Genomic DNA, 20,598 nt, shown 5'->3' with positions numbered 1-20,598 from the left:
CTCCTTCATTTACCTGACGTTTTCCCCTATTATTTTTTTCGTAAACAAAAAAGCGGACGTCTTTTATAGACACCCGCTTCTCTGTTATTTATCTGCTTTATGGTAAAGACTGTTGTTCTCTACCACTTGAAGGACTTTGTTTTCTTCTACCATATTACTCCCGCACATTGGACAAGTGTTCTTCTCGTTGGTTCTGAAGTTATCTCTCATCCAGCAGTTACAATCATCGGATTCACATACCCAGATTTTTGTTTCTTCTTCTTTAATTTCTGCCTGATTCTTTTTACCGAAAGCCATCTATGAAGCCTCCTCTAGACATAAATTATGTAAAAGAGACTGACTTATGGGGCCAGTCTCTTTTCTATTTGGAATTTAAAGTTTAGTTACGTTTGCAGCTTGTGGCCCGCGGTTACCTTCAGTGATTTCAAACTCTACAGACTGACCTTCTTCTAGAGACTTGAAACCTTCTTCGTTGATTGCGCTGAAGTGAACGAATACATCGTCTTCTCCTTCAACCTCGATAAAGCCAAAACCTTTTTCCGCGTTAAACCACTTCACTGTACCTGTTTTCATAGGAATGGATCCTCCAATATTTCGTAAAATTAATATGCGTTTTGCAAGATAGAAAAAATCACATATTATAAAAAGTACCAATCTCTTGATCACTCTTTATAATAGGTGATTCTTTAGTTGGTATGCTCTTTCCCTTATTGAAAACTATACTATGATTCACCGGTGAAGTCAAGTATGCGCGCTTAACATCCTACATAGTCAGTCTATCCAAAAGTCCTTCCAATTATACCAAAGTTTATGCTTTTTCTATAATTCCACAAGCAATCCGCTTCCCTGATTTTCCGGACGGTTGCGATTGGAAATCGTCAGGCCCCTCATGAATGATCACCGACTTCCCAATGATGTCGTTCACATCAAATCGATCAGTGAAGAAGATCATTCGTGCGCGTCCCTGGTTGGAAAACAAGACAGGAAAATCGCCCGCATGGTTTCCGTGCGGCTGACCATCCGGATTCCAATGACCTCCGGCACTCTCAAAGGGATCTTTGCCATCACCGATTTCACATACTCCTTTTTCATGAATGTGAAAACCATGAGGTCCTACTTGTTTACCGTTTTTCTTCTTCATGAACTCTGGCAACCCTTCCACTTGAACAAACACTTCCACTCCGTATGGCATTTGATAAAACTGCATGGATCCTTTTAATTGTGGAGCTAAAGGACTGCTCAGAAAATCGACTCGCGCAACACTTGATGCATAGGTTTGCCTATATGAATACGGTTGATACATACGTGATCCCTCCTCTAGTTTATATTTATGTCATCACACTGAGTATATGTCACATATATTAAAACAGCCCCGAAACCAAAGAAGGAGGAAGGTTTCTTCGGTAACAGGGCTTCTACTATAGGTTATGCACATGGGGGATTAATTAGAACGCGAAATGATGCTATCCACATGTTCCTGTTTTTGAGTCAATTCTTGTACATCGACCGTGTGGTTCAAACTATACCTTAGCCTCTCGAAGATGGCATCAATTTGATGTTGCCATTCTACCCTGTGGGTTTCGTATTGACTTTCCCAGTGGTTTTGATAATAGGTCTGGATCGTTTGTTGTTCCTTATGGAGCGCTGCTTTCAATTCAGGTGAAATACGCTTCAAGAGATCTTCTTTCAATTCCTCTTTCTCATTTTTTTCAAAGAAACTACGTGTGTTCTTAAATTCTTTTGAAAGACTGTTCACTTCTTTATCAGACAACGACCAGACACTTTCAAACCGGGGAACGTCCAGCGGTTCCCATTCAGGCATCTGTAACCGTAAGGCGTTCTCTATTGTACGTAACTCTTTCTCTATTCGGTCTTTTTCATTCACCATCATATTTTCGAGCATCCGTTCAATCCTTAGACTGACAGCTCTGAGCTCTTGCTTCATCTCAAAGTTGATGTCCTCTATAAAATGTTTGATCGATGACTGGACTTGTTCTCTAGGAGGTGCGTCTTTCCCATTGATCGTTGCTGGATTGACGTGTTGCTTAAATAGATCGTTGGCATTCAACATCATCCGCTCATGTACGTAGTGGAGTTGTTTAGTCGCCTTGTTCTCAATTTGTTTTAAGTCAGATGTAAGATCTTTTGGCTCGAATCGTTTATTCGCTCTCTCTTTTTCTTCTTTTAGACTTTCTAAGCGATTGGCTCGCTCTTGTTCATCTAAACGAGCGTAGTCAATAAAGGATTGGATAGTTTGGCTTACGGAATCCATATCTTCTTTAATGGATTCGATAAGAACCTGCTGCAACTCCTCTTCAAGGAACTGTTCAAAACAATCTTCGAAAGAATCTAAGCTTGAAGGAAGTTCCGACCGCTTCTCTTGCAAAGCTTCTTTACTGGACAAAGAGAACAACCTGGGTTGTCGAATATGAAAACCTTGCAGCTGCTCTTTCACATACCGCTCCACGTGCTGTAATTCTTCGTCAGATTCAGCCAGGTCCGCCGCATTCAGTATGAAGAACATCTTATCCATAGCAAAACTGTCTTTGACCCTTCCCAACTGGGTAAGGAACGATTGATCAGCTTTAGAAAAAGGATGATTATAATACGTCACAAACAGAATCGCATCTGCGTCTTTGATGTATTCGAACGAGACATCCGTGTGTCTCGCGTTTACAGAATCCGCTCCCGGCGTATCAACAAGTGTAACACCAGCTCTTGTCCACCGGCAGTCGTAATAAAGTTCCATCGATTCGATAAAACAAGAGAAAGATTCATCTGCTACATACTGACTGAATTGTTCCCAAGGGATTGTTATTATTTTCCCAAGTTGTTCACTCATATGGTCGTACCCTTCAAGAAAAGCATGAATGAAGGCACGGTTTTTATGAGATAATTTCATCCATGCGTCATCCGTCAGCTCCTCCAAACGAGAACGAATGTCTGAAAGCTGATGCCCTTCTACGCCGATTTTTTGTAAGGGATCTGATAAATCATCGATGAGCTCGTTCTCTTTTTTTACGCTCACCCGAATCGTCTGATGCGGGTGCATAGAGTCAGGTGGTGATATTTTATTAATCGTCGCCGTTGTCGGATTAGGTGAAGCGGGAAGTAGTCTATCTCCTAATAAAGCATTGGCGAAAGAAGATTTCCCTGCACTAAACGCCCCAAATAATGCAACGGTGTATCTACGATTTCTTAAACGGCTTTGTTTGGAACGAAGTTGTTCGACTAATGTCTCAAGCCCCTCTATCGAATCGACAGCTTCTATAAGCTGATGCACCGTTTCCATCACTTCGTTTTTCGAGGAAGGTTTTTTCTCAGACGTCACTTGATTTGTTTCAGCTTGTACGTCTTCTTTTCGATTTTCACTGGGAGCTGTAATGGTTCCTGTTGTCATTCGGTTTCTCCGTTTCAATAATTGATGCTCCACATGATCTTTCATATCTTCTAATGGTTCAGGTTTCTCGAACCAATGGTCAATCTTCGCCCATTCGTCCGCCTTATTTTCTTCGATACGTTGAAGCTGATTTTGAATATGATGAAGCTCTTCGACCGCTTCATACACTTCTCTACTCTCTTCACGCCTCTTCTCATGCTGCTCTTCTAAGGCATCGTTGAACGCTTTCCACCAACTATGAATATGGGTCTTCATTTCACGTTTCACATCTTTTGACACCTCATCAGTATAACGAAGCACATAAGCTCCCGTAACAGAAGCTCCTGACTCGACAAGGTCGTGCAACCTAGAAGGGGCATATTCGAACGATTCACTTTGGACAAGCTGAAGAAGAGAAGGATCTCCGATATCGTACGCTTCAATCAACCGGACCATCCGCTCCCGTAATGGCCAAACCAAGTTCTTTTCAACGGTTTTCATCAAATGTTCGTGAAAGACTTTCTCACGTTCTGCCTGTTCGTCTTCTGTCTTCTGCTTGCTGAATAAAAAGCCGACTTTAAAACCGGGTTGAACAGATTCCAAAAATCGTTCGGCCTCCTCGCGTAGTTGACTAGGCATCAAATAGGCATTGGGGATGAACGAACGTACTTGGTCATGGAAGGATTCCTCTGCTTCTTTTTGAAGTTGTTCAATATCAGGATAGCCATCCACTGCCCCTTCAGGTACGTGGAGAGCCAACTCTTCGTATCTCTCTTCTAGCTGATGACGTTCTTTATCCTTCTTTTGATCCTCACTGGCTTGGTATTCACTTACTACCTGTTTCAAAGAACGGAGAATCTGCTCCTCACTCTTTTCAAGGCTGCCATGGAATAGCGATTTAAAGTCACGTTCAAGTGTCGAATATTCATTTTGCTTCAAGGAAAAATCTCTAAGCGAAACGTAATAGATATGATCTACCTGTATTCCCCATTGGTGAAGGGACTCTTTAACACTCGTTTGGAACGACTTGAAAGGAAGTTCTTCTTCATCATGTTTATCGATTTGATTGATGACGATGGAGAAGGGCGTACCACGTTTCTGCATTTCAAGCAGGAACTGCAGATTCACTTCTGATTGGACATGGTTATAATCCATCACGTAATACATGTAGTCCATTACATGTAACGACGACTCTGTAATCAACCGGTCTGCATCATTCGTGGAGTCTACTCCTGGGGTATCTAATAGTGTCACGTGCTCCGGAAGTCCCGTCCCCTGGCGACTGATATCAACGCGTGTGATTTGCTCTCCGTCTTTACACAACGCTTTAACGGTATGAAAAGGGATCTCACCAGAATATTTCACTGGTGCATCTTCACGAAAATAGGTGATCGTATAGGGATCCCCTTCTGTTAAATGCACAATATTGGCACTCGTTGGTATCGGGCTTGATGGTAGCAAATCACGTTCTAGTAATGTGTTGATCAAAGTGGACTTCCCTGCTGAGAAGTGTCCAGCAAATCCGATCATGGTTTGCTCTTGTTCTTGTTTCTCGATTAAATCTAGGATTTTTTCGCTCGTATTCGAATCTAGATTTTCAAATTGGTGATAGAGGTACTGTAACGTCGTTGTGGTCGTTGTCATTGTGACAGTCATAAGCGGTCTCCTTTTGTGAAAGTGTTTCCAACTTTATTTTACTGTGAGTGGAAAGGTTTTCTCAAGTAAAGAAACCGTTCAGCCATCTATATATGGGATTCTTTCAGAAGTATTCAAAGAACCAAGCATCCGTTTCACTGTCGTTCGCCTGCCTTCAAGCCAGTCTTTGAAATCAAAGAATACAGGGTTCGAGTCTCCACCGAGGCCGAAGAAAACGTGTAACCGCTCCTTGTCATAAATAGCCGTATGGATGGTACCAGACCACCGACTATACTGTTCAGAGAAGATGGGACCGCGTGATTCATTTAAGTATTGAAAAGCATCGCGCGCATTCTCGATTCGATCCACTCGCCCTTCCATAGCGAGCAAGCGCTCTTCTGAGTCACCCAAATGTCTACGGTTCTCATTCTCTAAATCAGTAAAGTGATTCGTACAAACATTTCCGCTTCTTACCTGAACCCCTCGCGGCGAACCTTCTACAATTGCTGAGTGCTTCTGTCTGTCTGAAATGACATAGTTGAAGGAATGGCGATGAGGAAGCTCTTTCAGTAAGACCACCGCTTCTTCTGTCGTCCGACAATTTTCCAATATGATTCGTGTTAAGGTACAGCAAATAAACCCATCTAAAGGTTTTATCCGGTTAACAAAATTATAGCCTATACACAAGCCGAAAGCGTTCATCCCATCCGTTCGGCCGATCACCCGTTGGCTTGGTCCAATGGTCGCCACTCCATTATCCGGCTGGAACAGGATAAAACGCCCCTCATAAGTTTTAGGGTGATAATCATAATTCCGGGCAAATAGATCTTCGGCTGTGAAAATGGAACATCCGCTATGGGTCCATTCTTGTTGCCAACCACTATATTCATGCACCGTATCCTCTAGTGACCATCCAAGACCGTCGGCCAAACCATTCAGTTCCTCTAAAAGACCCGGACTATATCGCTCTAGCATACGCTTCGCCACTTGAATATCAACCGTATATTTACGCCTTGATTTCCCCCTCCTTTGTTCATGACTCCGAAGAAGAGGGGAGGCTTGCAGCCGTTTCGCTTGCTCAAGGCCAAAATCATAATAGCTGCCTCGAAACTGAATCACTTCACTGAATACTTGCTTCATGCTGATTCCTACTTTCTATGATGATAGCCACTGAGCTAATGATTGGTGCATTTCCTCGTCATGGAGAATATGATTATGGTCCGTATTTTGTATGATCTCAACCGACTCATGAAACTTTTGGTCATACCATCTCGCTAATTCTTCGGCATCGACGACTTCATCGTTCGATCCTACACATGTTTTCACTTTGCCGTGAAGGTTTTCAAATAAACGGTCTGGTAACGTTTCAAGGAACCTGGAGGAAAGTAAACGAAAGCTTAAGGCTAATTTACCTTTCGCATCAAATTCATCAGGGATCTCCGCAACGGTTTTATATGAAAAGTAAGGAATTTTAAACTTATAAAGTGTCATAAGTAACAACGTTTTTTTGGTGTAGACTGTATAATCAACGTCTGTTTCTGGCTTAAATTGGTTCGTTGCTTCATCTCGATAAACAGGCAAGGAAGGATGAAAGAAAGGAGACAAGAACAAATAATAATCTGCTGCTTGAGGTTGATGTTCAATCAAGCGCAAAATATTCGCACACCCCATCGAATGGCCTGCAAGAACAATGCGATCGTACCCTTGTTTTCTTACATTATGGATAAAGTCCAATAAGTCCTCGTCATATTGACCGAAGTGACTCAAATCCCCCCGTTTATTCAAGCGATCATATCCCCTCAATATAGGTAAAAACACATCGGCATCTATTTTGAGCGCATCGCACATTTTCCTGTGATGTTCCAGTTCAGCCGTGATGCCGTGAATCATAATGATGGCTGTCGTATTCTCCTCATTCTTTTTATAGTAAGCATATTGCAATTTCGAAAAGTCTCGTGCTCTATAGGTGAACCATTTTTCTTGAACCATGACAGCGACTCCTTCGTTATCTGTTTTTTATGATCATAACTAGTTTTTGCACGTCTTTCTTTCATCGTAATTCTCTTCTTTTCGCTAAAACCAAAATGAAATTTGTCTTCATAGTTGTTCAAGATGCCTGGGTAAGGGAATCCAGTATATTACAATAACCGGCACTCCCATCACAAGTTTTAAATATGTGCGGTTATGCTCTATAAATCTCGAGTAGAAACAATCCCATAATTCCCTTCAGCAGATGTCACAGCATCTATAATCGCTCGTTCCACAACATAGGTCGAGAGTGCGGAAAGTGCATTTAGATCGACTTCCACTGTGGCGCTACTTAAGAAAAAAAGTGTGTCGCCATCCACGAAAGTATGGGAAGGGCGAAGCGCACGGGCAAAGCCGTCATGCGCGATTGAAGCTAATTTATTGGCTTGGGGTTTCGTAACGTTCGCATTGGTTACGATAGTACCGATTGTGGTATTCCCGCTAAATCGATTCGTTTTCGATGTCGTCATCTGATTGAGTAATTGTTGTTCTGTGTTTAAAAATACACCATCTTGTTGCAGACCGGCGACCATTGTATTCGTTTCAGGATCGAACACATCACCAAAGCTATTGACGGCGATCACCGCTCCGACTTGCAATTCACCGACCTGTATAGCAAACTGCCCTACACCACTCTTCATAGCATAGTCATTGCCGAATAACTTTCCAACAGACGCACCCGTGCCGGCCCCTGCATTCCCCGACCTAAACGACTCGTTTGAATAGGCATCTTCACACGCCTTAAACCCCATCTCTGCGGAAGGGCGAATGTGAGCGCTTCCCACGTTCAAATCAAATAGTATAGCACCAGGTACAATCGGAACGCGAGCAACGCTGACATCAAAACCTATGCCTTGCTTCTCCAAATACTCCATGACACCACTCCCTACGTCGAGTCCAAACGCACTACCTCCAGCTAAAAATACACTATGTACGTTCTCGACCAAATTCTCGGATTTAAGTAAATCCGTCTCCCTCGTTCCCGGTGATCCACCGCGCACATCGACACCTGCTATTGCGCCTTCAGGGCATAAAATAACCGTACATCCTGTCGCCGCTTCTATATCCGTTTGGTGTCCGAATTGAAAAGCGTGCAGATCTGTTACCTTAATCTTGTTCATATCATCTCTCCTTTTTGTTTTCGATTAGACTGAACTGGGGAAAGAATATCGTAAGACGTTAGGAGGTGCTTTCTTTGGTAAAAAAACATATGATTGCGCATGGACGCGTACAGGGTGTGGGCTTTCGTGCTGCTGTGAAACAACTTGCGACGGAACTGGATATTAACGGATGGGTGAAGAACAAGCATGACGGGACCGTTGAGGTGGAAGCGACAGGAGATCCAGGTCAGCTCGAAAAACTTGAACAGGAACTAAAAGCGGGTCCGACACCCTTCGCTAAAGTCAATCACTTAGACGTATCGGATGCAAAAGAAAGTGATGAATATACATCATTTAGCATTCGATCCTAAAATCTTTTATTGCTCTTTATGATGAAGCAGACCGCAGGACATGTCCTGCGGTCTTTTTTATTGGTTATGATTGATGAAGAGGACGTACAATGATTTCATTTACGTTTACATTCGATGGTTGTGTTACTGCATACGTCACAGCTGAGGCGATATCCTCCGCTTCGAGAGGTTGCATACTGCGATCCTTGAACATCTCCAACACATCTCCATCGGTGATGTGTTCCGTTAACTCTGTATCCACTGCACCAGGTGAAATGTTCGTCACTCTCACATTCGAGCGGGCCAACTCTTTCTCTAAGCCCATGGATAGCGCTTTGACTGCATATTTAGTCGCACTGTACACGGTACTTGATGGGAAGACTTCATGACCGGCTACAGATGACACGTTAATCATATGCCCCGAACCTTGTTCAAGCATGTCAGGTAATGCAGCATGAATACCGTATAGTACCCCTTTTATGTTTACATCGACCATTTGCTCCCACTCATCAACATGATCGTTTTTCAAAAATGAAAGAAGCATAACGCCGGCGTTGTTCACGAATACATCCACACTTCCGAAAGATTCTTTCGTTTGTTTCACTAGATTTTCAACATCTGCTTTCTTCGTCACATCCGTCTCGACCACTTTCGCTTCTGTCCCGTGCTCTTTTTGGATTTCTTCTGCGAGTTCTTGTAATCGCTCCGAGCGACGAGCCGCTAACACGACATTCGCCCCCTCTTTCGCCAAGTGATGGGCGATGGCTTTACCGATTCCGCTACTCGCTCCGGTTATGATCGCTGCTTTGTTTGTTAGTTTAGACATCAATTTCCCTCCAAATTCAGATTTCTTTATATACCTACCCGTTATGAAGCGAAACTAAGCATATGATCACCACTGAAGAGCATTCCATAAGGTTAGAATCCACCTTAAGCACCCGTGCAATACGGAAGTCAAAATTAAAAAAACCGTCTCGCAATTATACGAGACGGTTTTGGTATGTTTATTGTTCTTCAAAGAACTTACGGTTGATTTCGATGTATTGCTTTTCCTCTTCTGGAACCTCATCTTCAATATAGATAGCTTCGACTGGACAAACGGCTTCGCAAGCCCCACAGTCGATGCAAATCGCTGGATCGATATAAAACATATCTTTTCCTTCTTCAATACAATCTACCGGACATACGTCCATGCATTCTGCCGCTTTCTCATCTTTACATGGAGATGTAATTACAAATGCCACTGTATTTCTCCTCCTTTTACATCATTTAAAGTGCTTATATTATTATATTCACCTGAAATGGCTTAGATAAACACCACAATATATCATAACCATTATAGAAAAAAATCGCAATTCTTCCACAACAATCCCTGTTAAAGTATCACAACAAAAAGATTATTGATCCCAAACACGTTCGACTGTGTATTCGCCGGCATACTTCTGCACAACGAAGACATCTGGACGAGACAGACGCTTCCAATGATAGAATCCGATCTCATGGTTATATTTCTGTAACAATAGAGCGAGGAGGTTTCCGTGCGTGACGAGGAGGACATTGCCTGACTCTTGGTCTTCTAATTCTTCGATGAGGGAAAGCACGCGCTGCTTCGCTTCTTTGCTAGATTCGCCACCATTCATTTTCAGATCATGATCCTGGAAGGTGTCATGAAGAACCTCTTCCCAGTCATCTAACGGCTCATGACTAAGAATCCTCTCTTCCAACCGATCATCGGTTTGGATGTTCAATCCTTTTTTATGTGCAAAAGGCTTAATCGTTTCAATTGCCCTTAAAAAAGGACTCGAAATGATTTTGGTAACTTCATAACCGGACCGATCAAGGAATTGAGCAAGCACTTGTGATTGTCTCACCCCTTGCTTTGTTAATGGGGAATCTTCATGCTGTCCCTCTGTTTCGCTGTGGCGCACTAAAATTAGTTTATTCATACAATCTATCCTCCCCTTTCCTTCATCTTATCCTTATTATCGCTTATGGAACAAGTGTTGACAAGGAAGGCAAGGGAAAAATGTCACTTTTTATACACTTGTTTTCCTCTATGCCAGGTTTCCAATACTTGGATCTGATGAAGATTTTCCGATTCGACTTCAAGTGGGTGTTGGTCCAACCACACGAAGTCAGCTTGATAACCAGCTTCTATTCTACCCTTTTTTGCTTCCATGTATTCAAGTTCAGCCGGAATTAACGTGAATCCTTGGTAGGCACTTTCCAAAGAAATCTTTTCTTGAGGCATCCAACCACCTTCTGGTTTCCCAGTCAAATCGGTACGGTTAACAGCCGCATGCATCGTTACAAATGGATTGATTGATCCGATCGGTAAATCGGAACTGAGTGTAACGGGGATATGTTCACTGATCAGGCTTTGAAAAGCATCACAGTAAGGTAAAAGTTCTTTCGGCGTCCACTTGCCTTTTTTATCCCACTCTTCAAGTAAGAAAGAAGGCTGTGTTTCGATATATGGCTTTACCTTTCTTAACCGATCGATTAAATCGGGAGCAAGTGTTTGGGCATGGATAATTCGATGACGCAACTGTGTGGTATGCGCTTCTTGCTGCTCTAACGCCTCGATCGCTTGCTCGATTGCTTTATCACCAATCGCGTGCATCGCAACTTGCATACCGTTTTCTGAGGCTACTTTTACCATCTCATTCAACTGATCTTGTTCATAAATCAGCGTACCCTCTGTAGAGGGAGCGTCTGGATACGGATTTCTCATCGCTGCCGTGAATAACCGTTGGGTGCCATCAAGGAAGATCTTAATTGCTCCCACTTTCACTTGTTCCGTCCCATCACCAGTCCGCTTCGTGCTTCGCTCTAAGTAATCGTGTAAATCGTTTATATTGAAGATATAGTGATGTAGATGCACATCAACAGGCAATTTCCCTTCTTGCTCAAGCTCGGTATATGCTTGCCATAACTTTGGGTATGAACCGATGAAGTTGATATCATCTGTGTGAAGTGATGTAATCCCGTGCTCACTCAAATGAGGCGTGGCGGATTCGATGGCCAACTTCGCATCTTCTACGGACCTCCCAAAAAAGTGGTGTTTGATATAATGGACAGCTGTATCTTTGAATCTCCCTGTCCAGTTTCCATGCTCGTCTTTCTCTTTGAATTCTTCTGGTTCCTTCTCGAAGGCTTCCTCTTTCTTCAGCAGTTCCATCGCTTGTTCACTGATGACACATTCATGGCCGTCTTGATGCATGAAAAAAATGTATGCATTGACTTGGATCTCACTAAGGTCTTTTGCCGTCAATAAATGATCGATATCGGTGAACTTGTCATCATTGAATCCTTTACCGAAAATCCAATCATACTCTTGCAACTTATCGTAGTGGTCCTCAACCAGCTGCTTCATTTCTTTCCAGCTAGTCACTTCTGTGAAGTCCAGTTCTTTTTTCAACAGACCATAACGCAGCAAATGCATATGGCTATCATTAAAAGAAGGCGCTAAGACACGCCCATTCCCGTCTACCATATCACCTTCTTCTATGTAGGGACTGTCATGGACTTTTGTAATTGTATCCCCCTCTATTTCGATTGCACGCAAACCTTTTTTCTGTTCTGGCCATTCCGGCTGATATAACCTTACATTATTTATAATCAACTGAGTCACTCCTTCTACCATTGTCTCTCCTTCCCTTCCCCGAATGGCACCATCTATAAACCAAAAAAAACAGAGAGGCCATAGACCTCTCTGTTACAATTCTTTGAAATATTCTTTGTAGAATCCGCCCATGCGACCCGTATTGTCAATGACGAAATAAAATTCTTCGCTTTCATTTTTCACATCGTAGACTTTGCCTTTAGTCAGCACAGAATCAACGACGAATTTCTTAGCATCGTTATGCACACATTCGATTTGTTTGATTGTGGGATTGTTTTCCCATTGTTTATGAATCATATCTTCTCCTCCTTGTAACTACGTCCTTCTATCATACAGAAAAGAGGAAAAGGTCTCAATGATAACTTATACGTTTGATGCGTACCATGCAGCACCGGCTTTAACTTCCGATTCAGTTAGACGGTGACCCATCTGCTCCCAATGATCCGTGACGTTTGCTCCTGATTGTTCAAGAAGCTCTTTCAAATCAACGGTTTCTTGGGCTGGACAAATCGGGTCATTCTCCCCCGCTCCGATGAATACGGGGATACCTGATTGGTCAGGTAGCTGGATGCCTCTTCTTGGAACCATCGGATGGAACAGTAAAGCGGCTTCTAAACTATTCTTATAATGGAAAAGCAAACTACCCGCAATGTTCGCACCGTTTGAATAACCTACCGCAACCACACGATTCCGATTGAATCCGTACTCAGCTGCTGCTTCTTCAAGAAAAACGTTCAATTCATCGGTGCGTTCAATGAGATCTTCTTCATCAAACACACCTTCTCTGAGTCGCTTGAAGAATCTCGGCATGCCATTTTCCGACACATTCCCACGTACCGATAGAATCGCTGCGTCAGGATCAATCAATTCTGCTAGAGGAAGCAAATCTTGCTCCGTTCCTCCCGTTCCGTGTAATAGTAACAACACACGCGAATCGTCTGATGACCCTTGTTTAAATATATGTTTCAGTTTCATTATTCTGATCCTCCTTTATTTACAAATGATCATTCCTTCTACTTTACACTTTATCTTTAATTCGAGATATTGTCAAAGAAACGACTCAACGGAGTTTCGGTAGTCCCCATTTGAATAACAGGGGCAGTAACAAAACAATCGTTAACAGACGAATGGTCTGCAAGGAACTGACGACAGATGGTTGACCTCCCGTCTCTTGAGCCGTGATCGCCATTTCTATGAGTCCTCCTGGTGCAAGAGCTAACATAGCGGTTACTCGATCCATTCCAGTCCAATGACTGAGAGCCATACCTGAAACGATTCCGACAGAAATGATGATGACAGCGAGCAAGAAATAATAGCCACAAAACTTCCCCGCTTTTTTCAAATCGCTTATCGACACCGAGTGACCTAGATGGACTCCAATCACGACTTGCGAGGCGATAAAGAACAATGCTGGTAATTCAAATATTGCGACGCCATTCGCCTGCAAACCTCCAATAATGAGCATAGGCAAAATCACGAGCGCAGCTGGGACTACATTTCTTAGTCGGTATGAAATCCAAAACAGGACCACGTATAGGAACAGTGTCCACACAGGTCCATTCACAGATGCTTCATCCACGTAGGTCTGAGCGGGCACCGAGAACCATCTGCTGACGATGAAGGGGACTATAAACAAAACCGCTAGTAGACGAATCGTGTGAAAGATTGTCACAAGAACCGTATTGGCTTTCAGGGATTCACTAACGGCAATCATCGCAGATAATCCTCCAGGTGCGGCACCAATCAGGCTTGTCGTCTCGTCAATTGAAGTATGCCTAGCAATGCCATAGGCAAGGCCTAGACTGACTATGATCATGACCATGCTTAAGCCTGTGTATGGAATAAAGTAAGGACCGACAAGAGAGAACGTCTCAACCGTGAAGGTCAGGCCGATTTGAACGCCGAGCAACAAGAAAGCGACGTTCCTTGCCTGATACGATTGACTTGTTCTGCCTCTCAGCAGGGCCTTGTACAAAAACAACCCCGTTACGGGACCTAGAATCCAGGCAAGCGGTATATGAATAAGCGAAAATGCCCAACCTGAAAGCAATGCAATGCCATACGACCATACATAGGACAGCAAGACTTCACTCCTCTCTATAAATCTCGTTTCATTAGGACGGAGAAGAATCGTGATTCGTCATACCATTTTCGATGATTTCAAATAATTGGCGTGCCATCGATTCCACCCCCATCTTCTCACGGTTCGGAAACAGAATCGAATGGAAAATGATATCGCCGAGGAGCCCTGAATCAATGGACTGTTTCCATGCCCCTTGCTCCTTGGCCGCTTCGATCCATCGCTTCATGAGATTATAGGTCCGCATTAAATCCACATCCAACTCTTCTTTATAGAACATAGCAGCATGTTTATCACTCGATTGCAAATCTCTGATCATTCGATCGATTTGATGCAGCTGGGTATGTTCAAGCAAAATGAGCAAGAGCTTGTAGAGTTTTTCGTTAGCAGGTAATGAAGCAGGTATATTCTCTACTTTTTGATTCATATCATCCATCAATCGTTTCATGTAAGCCAAAAGAAGGTCATCTTTGTTTTCAAAGTATTCATACAAAGTGCTCCGTCCAACGTCTAACCGGTCCGCAACTTTTTTGAAATGAACACCTTGCAGCCCCTCCTCTTTCAAAATCTCTTCTGTTACGTCAAATATATCTCGTTCTGTTAATGCTTTTTTTCTTCCCACTTTCGTTCACCTCTCATCTGCTTTTAGTATATCACTTTCGATGAAGCACATAGGAATAGAGAGATTCACGACAGCCGATTCAGTTAAAAACTAGTAGATCTAACTGTCCTAACGTGATGGACGACTTTCTTGAAACAAAAAAATTCAGGCGCTCATCTGCGCCTGAAAAGATCGTTCATTATTTGAATAGATAGGTAAGATAACCATACCCTCTATCTTCCATTTCTTCTTTCGGGACAAATTCAAGAGCAGCTGAGTTAATGCAATAACGCATACCACCTTGATCTTTCGGTCCATCATCAAAGACGTGGCCCAAGTGAGAGTCTGCCTTACTGCTTCGTACTTCGGTTCGAATCATACCATGTGTCGTGTCCATTTCCTCATCTACTTGTTGTTTCTCAATCGGCTTTGTGAAACTCGGCCACCCACAACCCGCATCATATTTATCCGTCGAGCTGAATAACGGCTCCTTTGAAACAATGTCAACATAGATTCCTTCATCTTCATGATCATGATACTCATTCATGAATGGACGTTCCGTTCCATTTTCTTGCGTAACCTTATATTGAATATCCGTGAGCTGCTTTTTGAGCTCATCCTGATTCTTCTTGTAACTCCAGTGATCTTTAATAAATCCTGCTCTTCCGGAGCCTTTTTTGTAGCGCTTATAATGAAACTTGTTTTTCTTATAATAATCCTGATGTTTTTCTTCTGCCGGATAAAACGTCTCAGCTGGAAGAATTTCTGTCACAATCGGATTCTTGAACAAGCCTGAGTCTTCCATGCGTTTCTTACTCTCTTCAGCAATGAGCTTCTGTTGTTCATTATGATAGTAAATGGCCGTTGTATAAGATTCACCACGATCGGCGAATTGTCCACCTGCATCTGTCGGGTCGATTTGCTGCCAGAACAATTCCACGAGACGTTCATAGGGGAAGATGTCTGGGTCAAAAGTAATTTGTACAGCTTCTTTGTGACCCGTCGTCTCGGTTATGACTTCCATATACGTCGGGTTTTCTGTGTGACCACCTGTATAACCAGAAACGATGGATTCTATACCTGGTCTTTCGTCGAATGGCTCAACCATACACCAGAAGCATCCACCTGCAAAAGTAGCGTGTTGTAATTGTTTGTTCATATTATTGTTCCTCCCTTAAGAGAAAACTCACAAAGGAGCATTCCGCTCTATGATGAATTTTTATTTTTAACGCTTGTCCCTATTCTTTCGGATACAAGAAAAAAAATCAAGCCACATGCACAGCCTTAGATATATAACTTCGGCTGTGATGTACCTTGATTTAAAGATCTCGATGATGAGCTCTCTTTCGATGATGTAGACGACTCCCATTCATATGAGGACTCTTTAGAGGTAGCACTCTCAGATCCTTCATCCTCATCATCAGGCATATTCATCAACTTGACCATATTGATCATGGCAGGAATATTTTTCATCAGTGGACCATATTGCTGAACCATTGGCGCCGCACTTTGCATTGCTTTTAAAGCCGTCTGCATATGCCCGAGCCACCCGACTCCACCTGTCTTAGCCGCGGTACCTGCTGCACCTAACGCTTGTGTCCCAGCGTTCGCTCCACCCGTAAGTCCCGGAAGAGAGAATCCGGGTCCTGCAAACCCATAAGGTGAAAATCCTGGAACACCGAAACCTCGTGCGCCTGCTTGCATGGCTTGACTCGCCATCGGAGCATAGGAGCGCATCGCTTGAGGCGCAACTTGTTGAAAGCCGGGAAAGGCCCCTGAAGGAGGATACGGTGGTTGACCGATTGGGAACATAGTGACCCCTCCGTAATCTTAGAATACTTTAGCATATGCTTTTCGTCTAAACTGGTTTGGGCTTTATTCAGCTTCTGTCGGTAAAGACCAATCGATTGGTCGCTCGCCGTTCGCTTTGAGAAAATCATTGGTCTTTGAAAATGGGCGGCTGCCTAAGAATCCGCGATGGGCAGCAAGGGGACTTGGATGAGACGTGGCAATAATCTTATGCTTCGTTTCATCGATCCCTTTCCCTTTCTCTTGTGCGTGTTTCCCCCATAATAAGAACACCACCGGGCTCTCTCTCTGATTCAAAGATTCGATTACCGCATCCGTAAACCGCTCCCATCCTATACCCTTATGGGAATGGGCTTGATGCGCTCTGACCGTTAACACATTATTCAGCAGCAATACACCTTCACTCGCCCAAGACTGTAAGTTTCCGTGATTAGGAGAAACGATTCCTAAATCGGTCTCTAATTCTTTATAGATATTCCTTAAGGATGGTGGTATTTTCACACCAGGGCGAACACTGAAACTGAATCCATGCGCTTGATGAGGTCCATGATAAGGGTCTTGGCCGATGATGACCACTTTCGTGTCCTTAAAAGAGGTTGAATCGAGCGCCGAGAAGATCTCATCCATCGGGGGATAAACCGTTTCTTTCTCATATTCTTGTTTCAAGTAATCTCTTAATCTATGGTAATACTCTTTTTCGAATTCTGGCTCGATCACAGAGGACCAATCATTCTCGAATTGTTTCAAAAGTCTCCCTCCTCAAATCGTGCAGGTAGATTGATTATTGACCAACTATTTCCCGGGGAAGCGCAGAAGATGACAAATCCAGAAGCAAGTTGCGTCATGTTTTAGCTATTTTTGTAGAAATGCGCATCATTGAAAGACAAAGCTGACTCGAGACCCTTCCGGACCACTGTCAATTTGCAGTTTTGCAGGGATTTCTTCTTTCAATTGTGCAACGTGGGAAATAATACCGAGCATCCGATTACCATCTTGAAGTCCCCGTAAACAGTCAATGGCTTGTTCCAAGGAAAGGTCATCAAGCGTACCAAACCCTTCATCAATGAAGAGCGTATCTAGCTGTACCCCACCAGCATGGGATTGAACGACATCGGCCATACCTAAAGCCAAACTTAACGAGGCTTTGAATCCTTCTCCACCTGAAAGTGTCCGGACCGAGCGTTGTTGACCTGTATGATGATCAAGTACTTCTAGGTCTAAGCCGCTTTGCGCCCCCCGCTTCGCTATTTCGTCACTTCGGATTAACTGGTATCGGTGATCGGACATTTGATCAAAACGCAAGTTCGCCTGAACAAGGATTTCATCTAGGAATGCCGCAAGCACGTACCTTTCAAGAGATAATCGAAGAGCGTTGTCACCGCGTGCAAGTTGAGCGAGCTCGGCGATATCATAATATCGCTTCGCTAAATCCCCTTGCTCTCTGATTAGTGTGTTGAGCTGTTTTTGGACCGCTTCATTTTGCTGATAAGCAAGGCGGTGTTCATTCAGCCGCTGTTGTTTGATGTTCAATTGTTCTTTGCTCGTTTCCCATTCTTTTAATCGCGCCTCTAGATCCGGTCGCACTACCCCTTCTAACCTTGCCTTCACGTCTTGCATACGATCTTGGAGGATGGCTTGTTCTTTCATGTAGGCATCGATTTCGCCTTGCTTGCGATCCACTTCCCCTTTTTCTAAAAGTGCTGCATGATACTGATCCATAGAGGAAAAGCCGGATTGAGCAAACGTATGATCGAATTCTTGTTTACTTTTTTGCACCGCTTGCTCAACTTGTCTTTTATATTTTTCCCCTTCTGATTCAGACACTCTGATTTGTTGCAGTTGATCGCGTGTTTCATGATAGCGCTCATAAATGGTCTGCCATGTCTTCGTTGCCTGTTCATAGGCGTTTTTTGCTTTGACAATAGCTTTATCGAGTTCAGCTTGATCGAAAGTATCCAACCCTTTTTGCTCTTGAAAACTATCGATTTGAGTCTGGTTTCGGACGCTTTCTTCTTTAGCTCTAGCAATGGTTGTTCTCATGGTTTCAATACGCTGACTGAGTTCTTGTTCCTGTTTTTCCAATTGCTCTAACTGCCGCTCGCTTTCTTCAATGCGCTTCCACTCTGCATCAGCATGGGCGACATTCTTCTGTGACGTTTTGAGCGCTTGTTCCGTATCTTCTAATTTTTTGCGAATCGTTCCTTCATCTAGATTCTCTTCACCAAAACCCGCGTCTTCCTTCAAGGCATCCATTAATTGTCGCTGGCTTTCCCCTTCGGCTTTCACCTCAACCAATTGTTCTTGTGCTCTCGAATAACGCTCTGACGTTTTTTGAAGCCGCTGCTTCATTTCCTCGACCCTTTGATCGTCGGGGACGGATTCCGGCTTTGAAGCTACATTTGGGTGGTGGGACGAACCACATACGGGACAAGGCTCATCTTTCTCAAGCTTCAAGCTTAATCCGTAGGCGTGATGCGACCTAATGTTATCAAGTACTTGTTCGTATTCTTTACGCGCTTGTTTTTCTTCGGTTTGCAACGATTTGTACTGAGTCATGAACGTTTGATAGGACTGTCGTAAACGGCTTAGTTTTTTCCATTCCTCAAGAAGACGATGAAGATTTTTCACTTCCGTATTTTTTTGATCTCTTTCTGCAAGGTAAGCATACCGTTTCTCCGTTAAACCTTTTTGTTCTTTTGTGATGGACTTGAGCGCATTTTTCGCTTCAACCAATTCTTTATGCTTCACCAACTCTTGATTCAGGTGATTTTCTTTATGGTTAATTTCCTGGTTCTTCTCTTCTTGTTTTCTTTGTAATTGAAGAAACTCTTGGAGATGGTCTTTCTCTTTCAATCTTCTTTCCCACTCCTGCTTCAATTGCTCACGAACTGTATCTTTCCCTCGTTCTTCTTCATATTCCTCTTCAATGTGTACAAAACGTTCTTCTAACTGTTTTCTCTTAGACGCTTTTTCCACTTGAGCCTTCTCAAGCTGCTCTAGTTCTTTCGATCGACTGACCCATTGCTTTTCGTAAGGGGCCACTTCGTTCGCCTTCTTAGCCCATGCCACCGTTTCTTTCAACTTTTCTACTTTTTCTCTTTTGGCTTCTAGTTGCTTCGACGTTTCCTCCAACTCTTCTCGAGTTTGAAACAATGCATCGATCTGTTTTGATGTTTGATAGGCTTCTTGGTTCTTCTCGACGATTTCGGTTTGCTCTTCTATCATTTTGTATTGTTCATCTAAGAACGAATGTTGATCATTTAAGCGAGTGGTAAGTCGTTCAACGATTCGATCAGGTTCCATATTTTCAAGAGATTCCTCTGTTTCGATACCCCAATGAATTTTGGCGACTTCTTGATCAATCCTCCACCTGAACTGCTCAATGCCAGATTCTAGTTCACTAGCTTGTTTTTTGAAGTGGTCCGTAAGCTCTGAGTAAAAGTGCGTTTTGAAGATCCGCTGCAAGATTTCCTCACGCTCTTTACTATTTTCTGAGATTAAACGTCTGAATTCTCCTTGAGGAATCATGATCATTTTTCGGAACTGCTCATAATCGAGGCCTAGAATATCTTCAATATATTCATTCACTTCTTTAATTTTGGAAGCAATGAGACGTTCTTCTTCATCTGTAACGAGAAACAATTCTGTACGAGCCGGGTCTTCTTTAAACCCTTCCCCTCGCTCTTTTTTACGAAGCTGCTTCGGCATACGAACGACACGGTACCCTTTCCCGCGCAATTCAAAATGGAATTCGACAAACGTTGGATCATTTTCATCAGCGAAATGGCTCCGCATCGAATCTTGATCACGGTCACTTCCACTAGCCCGTCCATACAAAGCAAAGCACATCGCATCAAAAACCGTCGTTTTCCCTGCACCCGTAGGACCGGTGATCAAGAAAATGGATTCCTCACCTAGGAGGGAAAAGTCAATCATTTGCCGATCGCGGTAAGGGCCGAAAGCATTCATCGTCAAAGTAAGCGCGCGCATT

The 20,598-nt window shown here is 43.2% G+C and carries 20 protein-coding genes; 1 reads left to right on the top strand and 19 read right to left on the bottom strand.

All coding sequences use genetic code 11. The features are described from left to right. Positions 1-84: 84 nt before the first annotated feature. The 7 genes from H0266_RS03510 to H0266_RS03480 form a co-directional block, all read right to left on the bottom strand. Complete coding sequence (locus tag H0266_RS03510; RefSeq protein WP_181470985.1) at positions 85-297, bottom strand: cold-shock protein; 213 nt, start codon at positions 295-297, stop codon at positions 85-87. Positions 298-372: 75 nt separating this feature from the next. Continuing rightward, positions 373-573, bottom strand: coding sequence for a cold-shock protein (locus H0266_RS03505; RefSeq protein ID WP_014643429.1), 201 nt, complete (start codon positions 571-573; stop codon positions 373-375). Positions 574-808: 235 nt separating this feature from the next. After that, complete coding sequence (locus H0266_RS03500) at positions 809-1,303, bottom strand: superoxide dismutase family protein (RefSeq protein ID WP_181470984.1); 495 nt, start codon at positions 1,301-1,303, stop codon at positions 809-811. A gap of 138 nt (positions 1,304-1,441) precedes the next feature. After that, positions 1,442-5,035, bottom strand: a complete 3,594-nt coding sequence (locus H0266_RS03495; RefSeq protein WP_181470983.1) for a dynamin family protein — start codon at positions 5,033-5,035, stop codon at positions 1,442-1,444. A gap of 78 nt (positions 5,036-5,113) precedes the next feature. After that, the gene (locus H0266_RS03490; protein WP_181470982.1) at positions 5,114-6,154 is read right to left on the bottom strand and encodes a C45 family autoproteolytic acyltransferase/hydrolase; all 1,041 of its coding nucleotides are present in this window, start codon (positions 6,152-6,154) and stop codon (positions 5,114-5,116) included. A 15-nt stretch (positions 6,155-6,169) separates the two neighbouring features. Continuing rightward, a complete protein-coding gene (locus tag H0266_RS03485; RefSeq protein ID WP_181470981.1) occupies positions 6,170-7,003 on the bottom strand; it encodes an alpha/beta hydrolase in 834 nt (277 codons plus the stop codon). A gap of 200 nt (positions 7,004-7,203) precedes the next feature. Continuing rightward, entirely contained in the window at positions 7,204-8,163 is a 960-nt protein-coding gene (locus H0266_RS03480) for a P1 family peptidase (RefSeq protein ID WP_181470980.1), read from the bottom strand. Between the two features lie 74 nt (positions 8,164-8,237). Here H0266_RS03480 and H0266_RS03475 point away from each other — a divergent pair, with 74 nt between their 5' ends. Beyond that, complete coding sequence (locus H0266_RS03475; RefSeq protein ID WP_181470979.1) at positions 8,238-8,513, top strand: acylphosphatase; 276 nt, start codon at positions 8,238-8,240, stop codon at positions 8,511-8,513. A 64-nt stretch (positions 8,514-8,577) separates the two neighbouring features. Here the strand turns inward: H0266_RS03475 and H0266_RS03470 are convergent, their stop codons facing one another. The 12 genes from H0266_RS03470 to H0266_RS03415 all read right to left on the bottom strand — a co-directional run bounded on the left by H0266_RS03470 (position 8,578) and on the right by H0266_RS03415 (position 20,597). Beyond that, the gene (locus H0266_RS03470) at positions 8,578-9,318 is read right to left on the bottom strand and encodes an SDR family oxidoreductase (RefSeq protein WP_181470978.1); all 741 of its coding nucleotides are present in this window, start codon (positions 9,316-9,318) and stop codon (positions 8,578-8,580) included. Positions 9,319-9,496: 178 nt separating this feature from the next. Next, the gene (locus H0266_RS03465) at positions 9,497-9,736 is read right to left on the bottom strand and encodes a 4Fe-4S dicluster domain-containing protein (RefSeq protein WP_181470977.1); all 240 of its coding nucleotides are present in this window, start codon (positions 9,734-9,736) and stop codon (positions 9,497-9,499) included. A gap of 153 nt (positions 9,737-9,889) precedes the next feature. Next, positions 9,890-10,438 carry a histidine phosphatase family protein gene (locus tag H0266_RS03460; RefSeq protein ID WP_181470976.1) on the bottom strand — a complete coding sequence of 183 codons (549 nt, stop codon included), beginning with the start codon at positions 10,436-10,438 and terminating at the stop codon, positions 9,890-9,892. An 83-nt stretch (positions 10,439-10,521) separates the two neighbouring features. Beyond that, a complete protein-coding gene (locus tag H0266_RS03455; protein ID WP_246363614.1) occupies positions 10,522-12,138 on the bottom strand; it encodes an amidohydrolase in 1,617 nt (538 codons plus the stop codon). A 72-nt stretch (positions 12,139-12,210) separates the two neighbouring features. Then, complete coding sequence (locus H0266_RS03450; protein WP_181470975.1) at positions 12,211-12,414, bottom strand: DUF6501 family protein; 204 nt, start codon at positions 12,412-12,414, stop codon at positions 12,211-12,213. Positions 12,415-12,480: 66 nt separating this feature from the next. Further along, positions 12,481-13,086 carry an alpha/beta hydrolase gene (locus tag H0266_RS03445; RefSeq protein WP_181471716.1) on the bottom strand — a complete coding sequence of 202 codons (606 nt, stop codon included), beginning with the start codon at positions 13,084-13,086 and terminating at the stop codon, positions 12,481-12,483. Positions 13,087-13,177: 91 nt separating this feature from the next. Beyond that, a complete protein-coding gene (locus H0266_RS03440) occupies positions 13,178-14,200 on the bottom strand; it encodes an AbrB family transcriptional regulator (protein ID WP_220127096.1) in 1,023 nt (340 codons plus the stop codon). 31 nt (positions 14,201-14,231) lie between these two features. Beyond that, positions 14,232-14,819 carry a TetR family transcriptional regulator gene (locus H0266_RS03435; protein WP_181470974.1) on the bottom strand — a complete coding sequence of 196 codons (588 nt, stop codon included), beginning with the start codon at positions 14,817-14,819 and terminating at the stop codon, positions 14,232-14,234. A gap of 178 nt (positions 14,820-14,997) precedes the next feature. Then, positions 14,998-15,957 (bottom strand): peptide-methionine (R)-S-oxide reductase MsrB, encoded by a 960-nt coding sequence (gene msrB, locus H0266_RS03430; protein ID WP_181470973.1) that lies wholly within the window; start codon positions 15,955-15,957, stop codon positions 14,998-15,000. A gap of 125 nt (positions 15,958-16,082) precedes the next feature. Then, positions 16,083-16,610 (bottom strand): VrrA/YqfQ family protein, encoded by a 528-nt coding sequence (gene vrrA / locus H0266_RS03425; protein WP_181470972.1) that lies wholly within the window; start codon positions 16,608-16,610, stop codon positions 16,083-16,085. Positions 16,611-16,673: 63 nt separating this feature from the next. Next, entirely contained in the window at positions 16,674-17,354 is a 681-nt protein-coding gene (locus H0266_RS03420) for a uracil-DNA glycosylase (RefSeq protein WP_181470971.1), read from the bottom strand. A 126-nt stretch (positions 17,355-17,480) separates the two neighbouring features. Next, positions 17,481-20,597 (bottom strand): SbcC/MukB-like Walker B domain-containing protein, encoded by a 3,117-nt coding sequence (locus H0266_RS03415; protein WP_181470970.1) that lies wholly within the window; start codon positions 20,595-20,597, stop codon positions 17,481-17,483. Between the last annotated feature and the right edge of the window lies 1 nt (position 20,598).

Origin of the sequence: Halobacillus locisalis (genome assembly GCF_013694105.1) — a bacterium.
Classification (GTDB): domain Bacteria; phylum Bacillota; class Bacilli; order Bacillales; family Halobacillaceae; genus Halobacillus; species Halobacillus locisalis.
This window is presented reverse-complemented; position numbering and strand designations above follow the sequence as displayed.

Coding starts and splice junctions, on each gene's coding strand:
- H0266_RS03450 (WP_181470975.1), bottom strand. CDS start 12,414: ATGATTCATAAACAATGGGAAAACAATCCCACAATCAAACAAATCGAA.
- H0266_RS03510 (WP_181470985.1), bottom strand. CDS start 297: ATGGCTTTCGGTAAAAAGAATCAGGCAGAAATTAAAGAAGAAGAAACA.
- H0266_RS03505 (WP_014643429.1), bottom strand. CDS start 573: ATGAAAACAGGTACAGTGAAGTGGTTTAACGCGGAAAAAGGTTTTGGC.
- H0266_RS03455 (WP_246363614.1), bottom strand. CDS start 12,138: ATGGTAGAAGGAGTGACTCAGTTGATTATAAATAATGTAAGGTTATAT.
- H0266_RS03480 (WP_181470980.1), bottom strand. CDS start 8,163: ATGAACAAGATTAAGGTAACAGATCTGCACGCTTTTCAATTCGGACAC.
- H0266_RS03500 (WP_181470984.1), bottom strand. CDS start 1,303: ATGTATCAACCGTATTCATATAGGCAAACCTATGCATCAAGTGTTGCG.
- vrrA (WP_181470972.1), bottom strand. CDS start 16,610: ATGTTCCCAATCGGTCAACCACCGTATCCTCCTTCAGGGGCCTTTCCC.
- H0266_RS03415 (WP_181470970.1), bottom strand. CDS start 20,597: ATGCGCGCGCTTACTTTGACGATGAATGCTTTCGGCCCTTACCGCGAT.
- msrB (WP_181470973.1), bottom strand. CDS start 15,957: ATGAACAAACAATTACAACACGCTACTTTTGCAGGTGGATGCTTCTGG.
- H0266_RS03485 (WP_181470981.1), bottom strand. CDS start 7,003: ATGGTTCAAGAAAAATGGTTCACCTATAGAGCACGAGACTTTTCGAAA.
- H0266_RS03490 (WP_181470982.1), bottom strand. CDS start 6,154: ATGAAGCAAGTATTCAGTGAAGTGATTCAGTTTCGAGGCAGCTATTAT.
- H0266_RS03470 (WP_181470978.1), bottom strand. CDS start 9,318: ATGTCTAAACTAACAAACAAAGCAGCGATCATAACCGGAGCGAGTAGC.
- H0266_RS03460 (WP_181470976.1), bottom strand. CDS start 10,438: ATGAATAAACTAATTTTAGTGCGCCACAGCGAAACAGAGGGACAGCAT.
- H0266_RS03495 (WP_181470983.1), bottom strand. CDS start 5,035: ATGACTGTCACAATGACAACGACCACAACGACGTTACAGTACCTCTAT.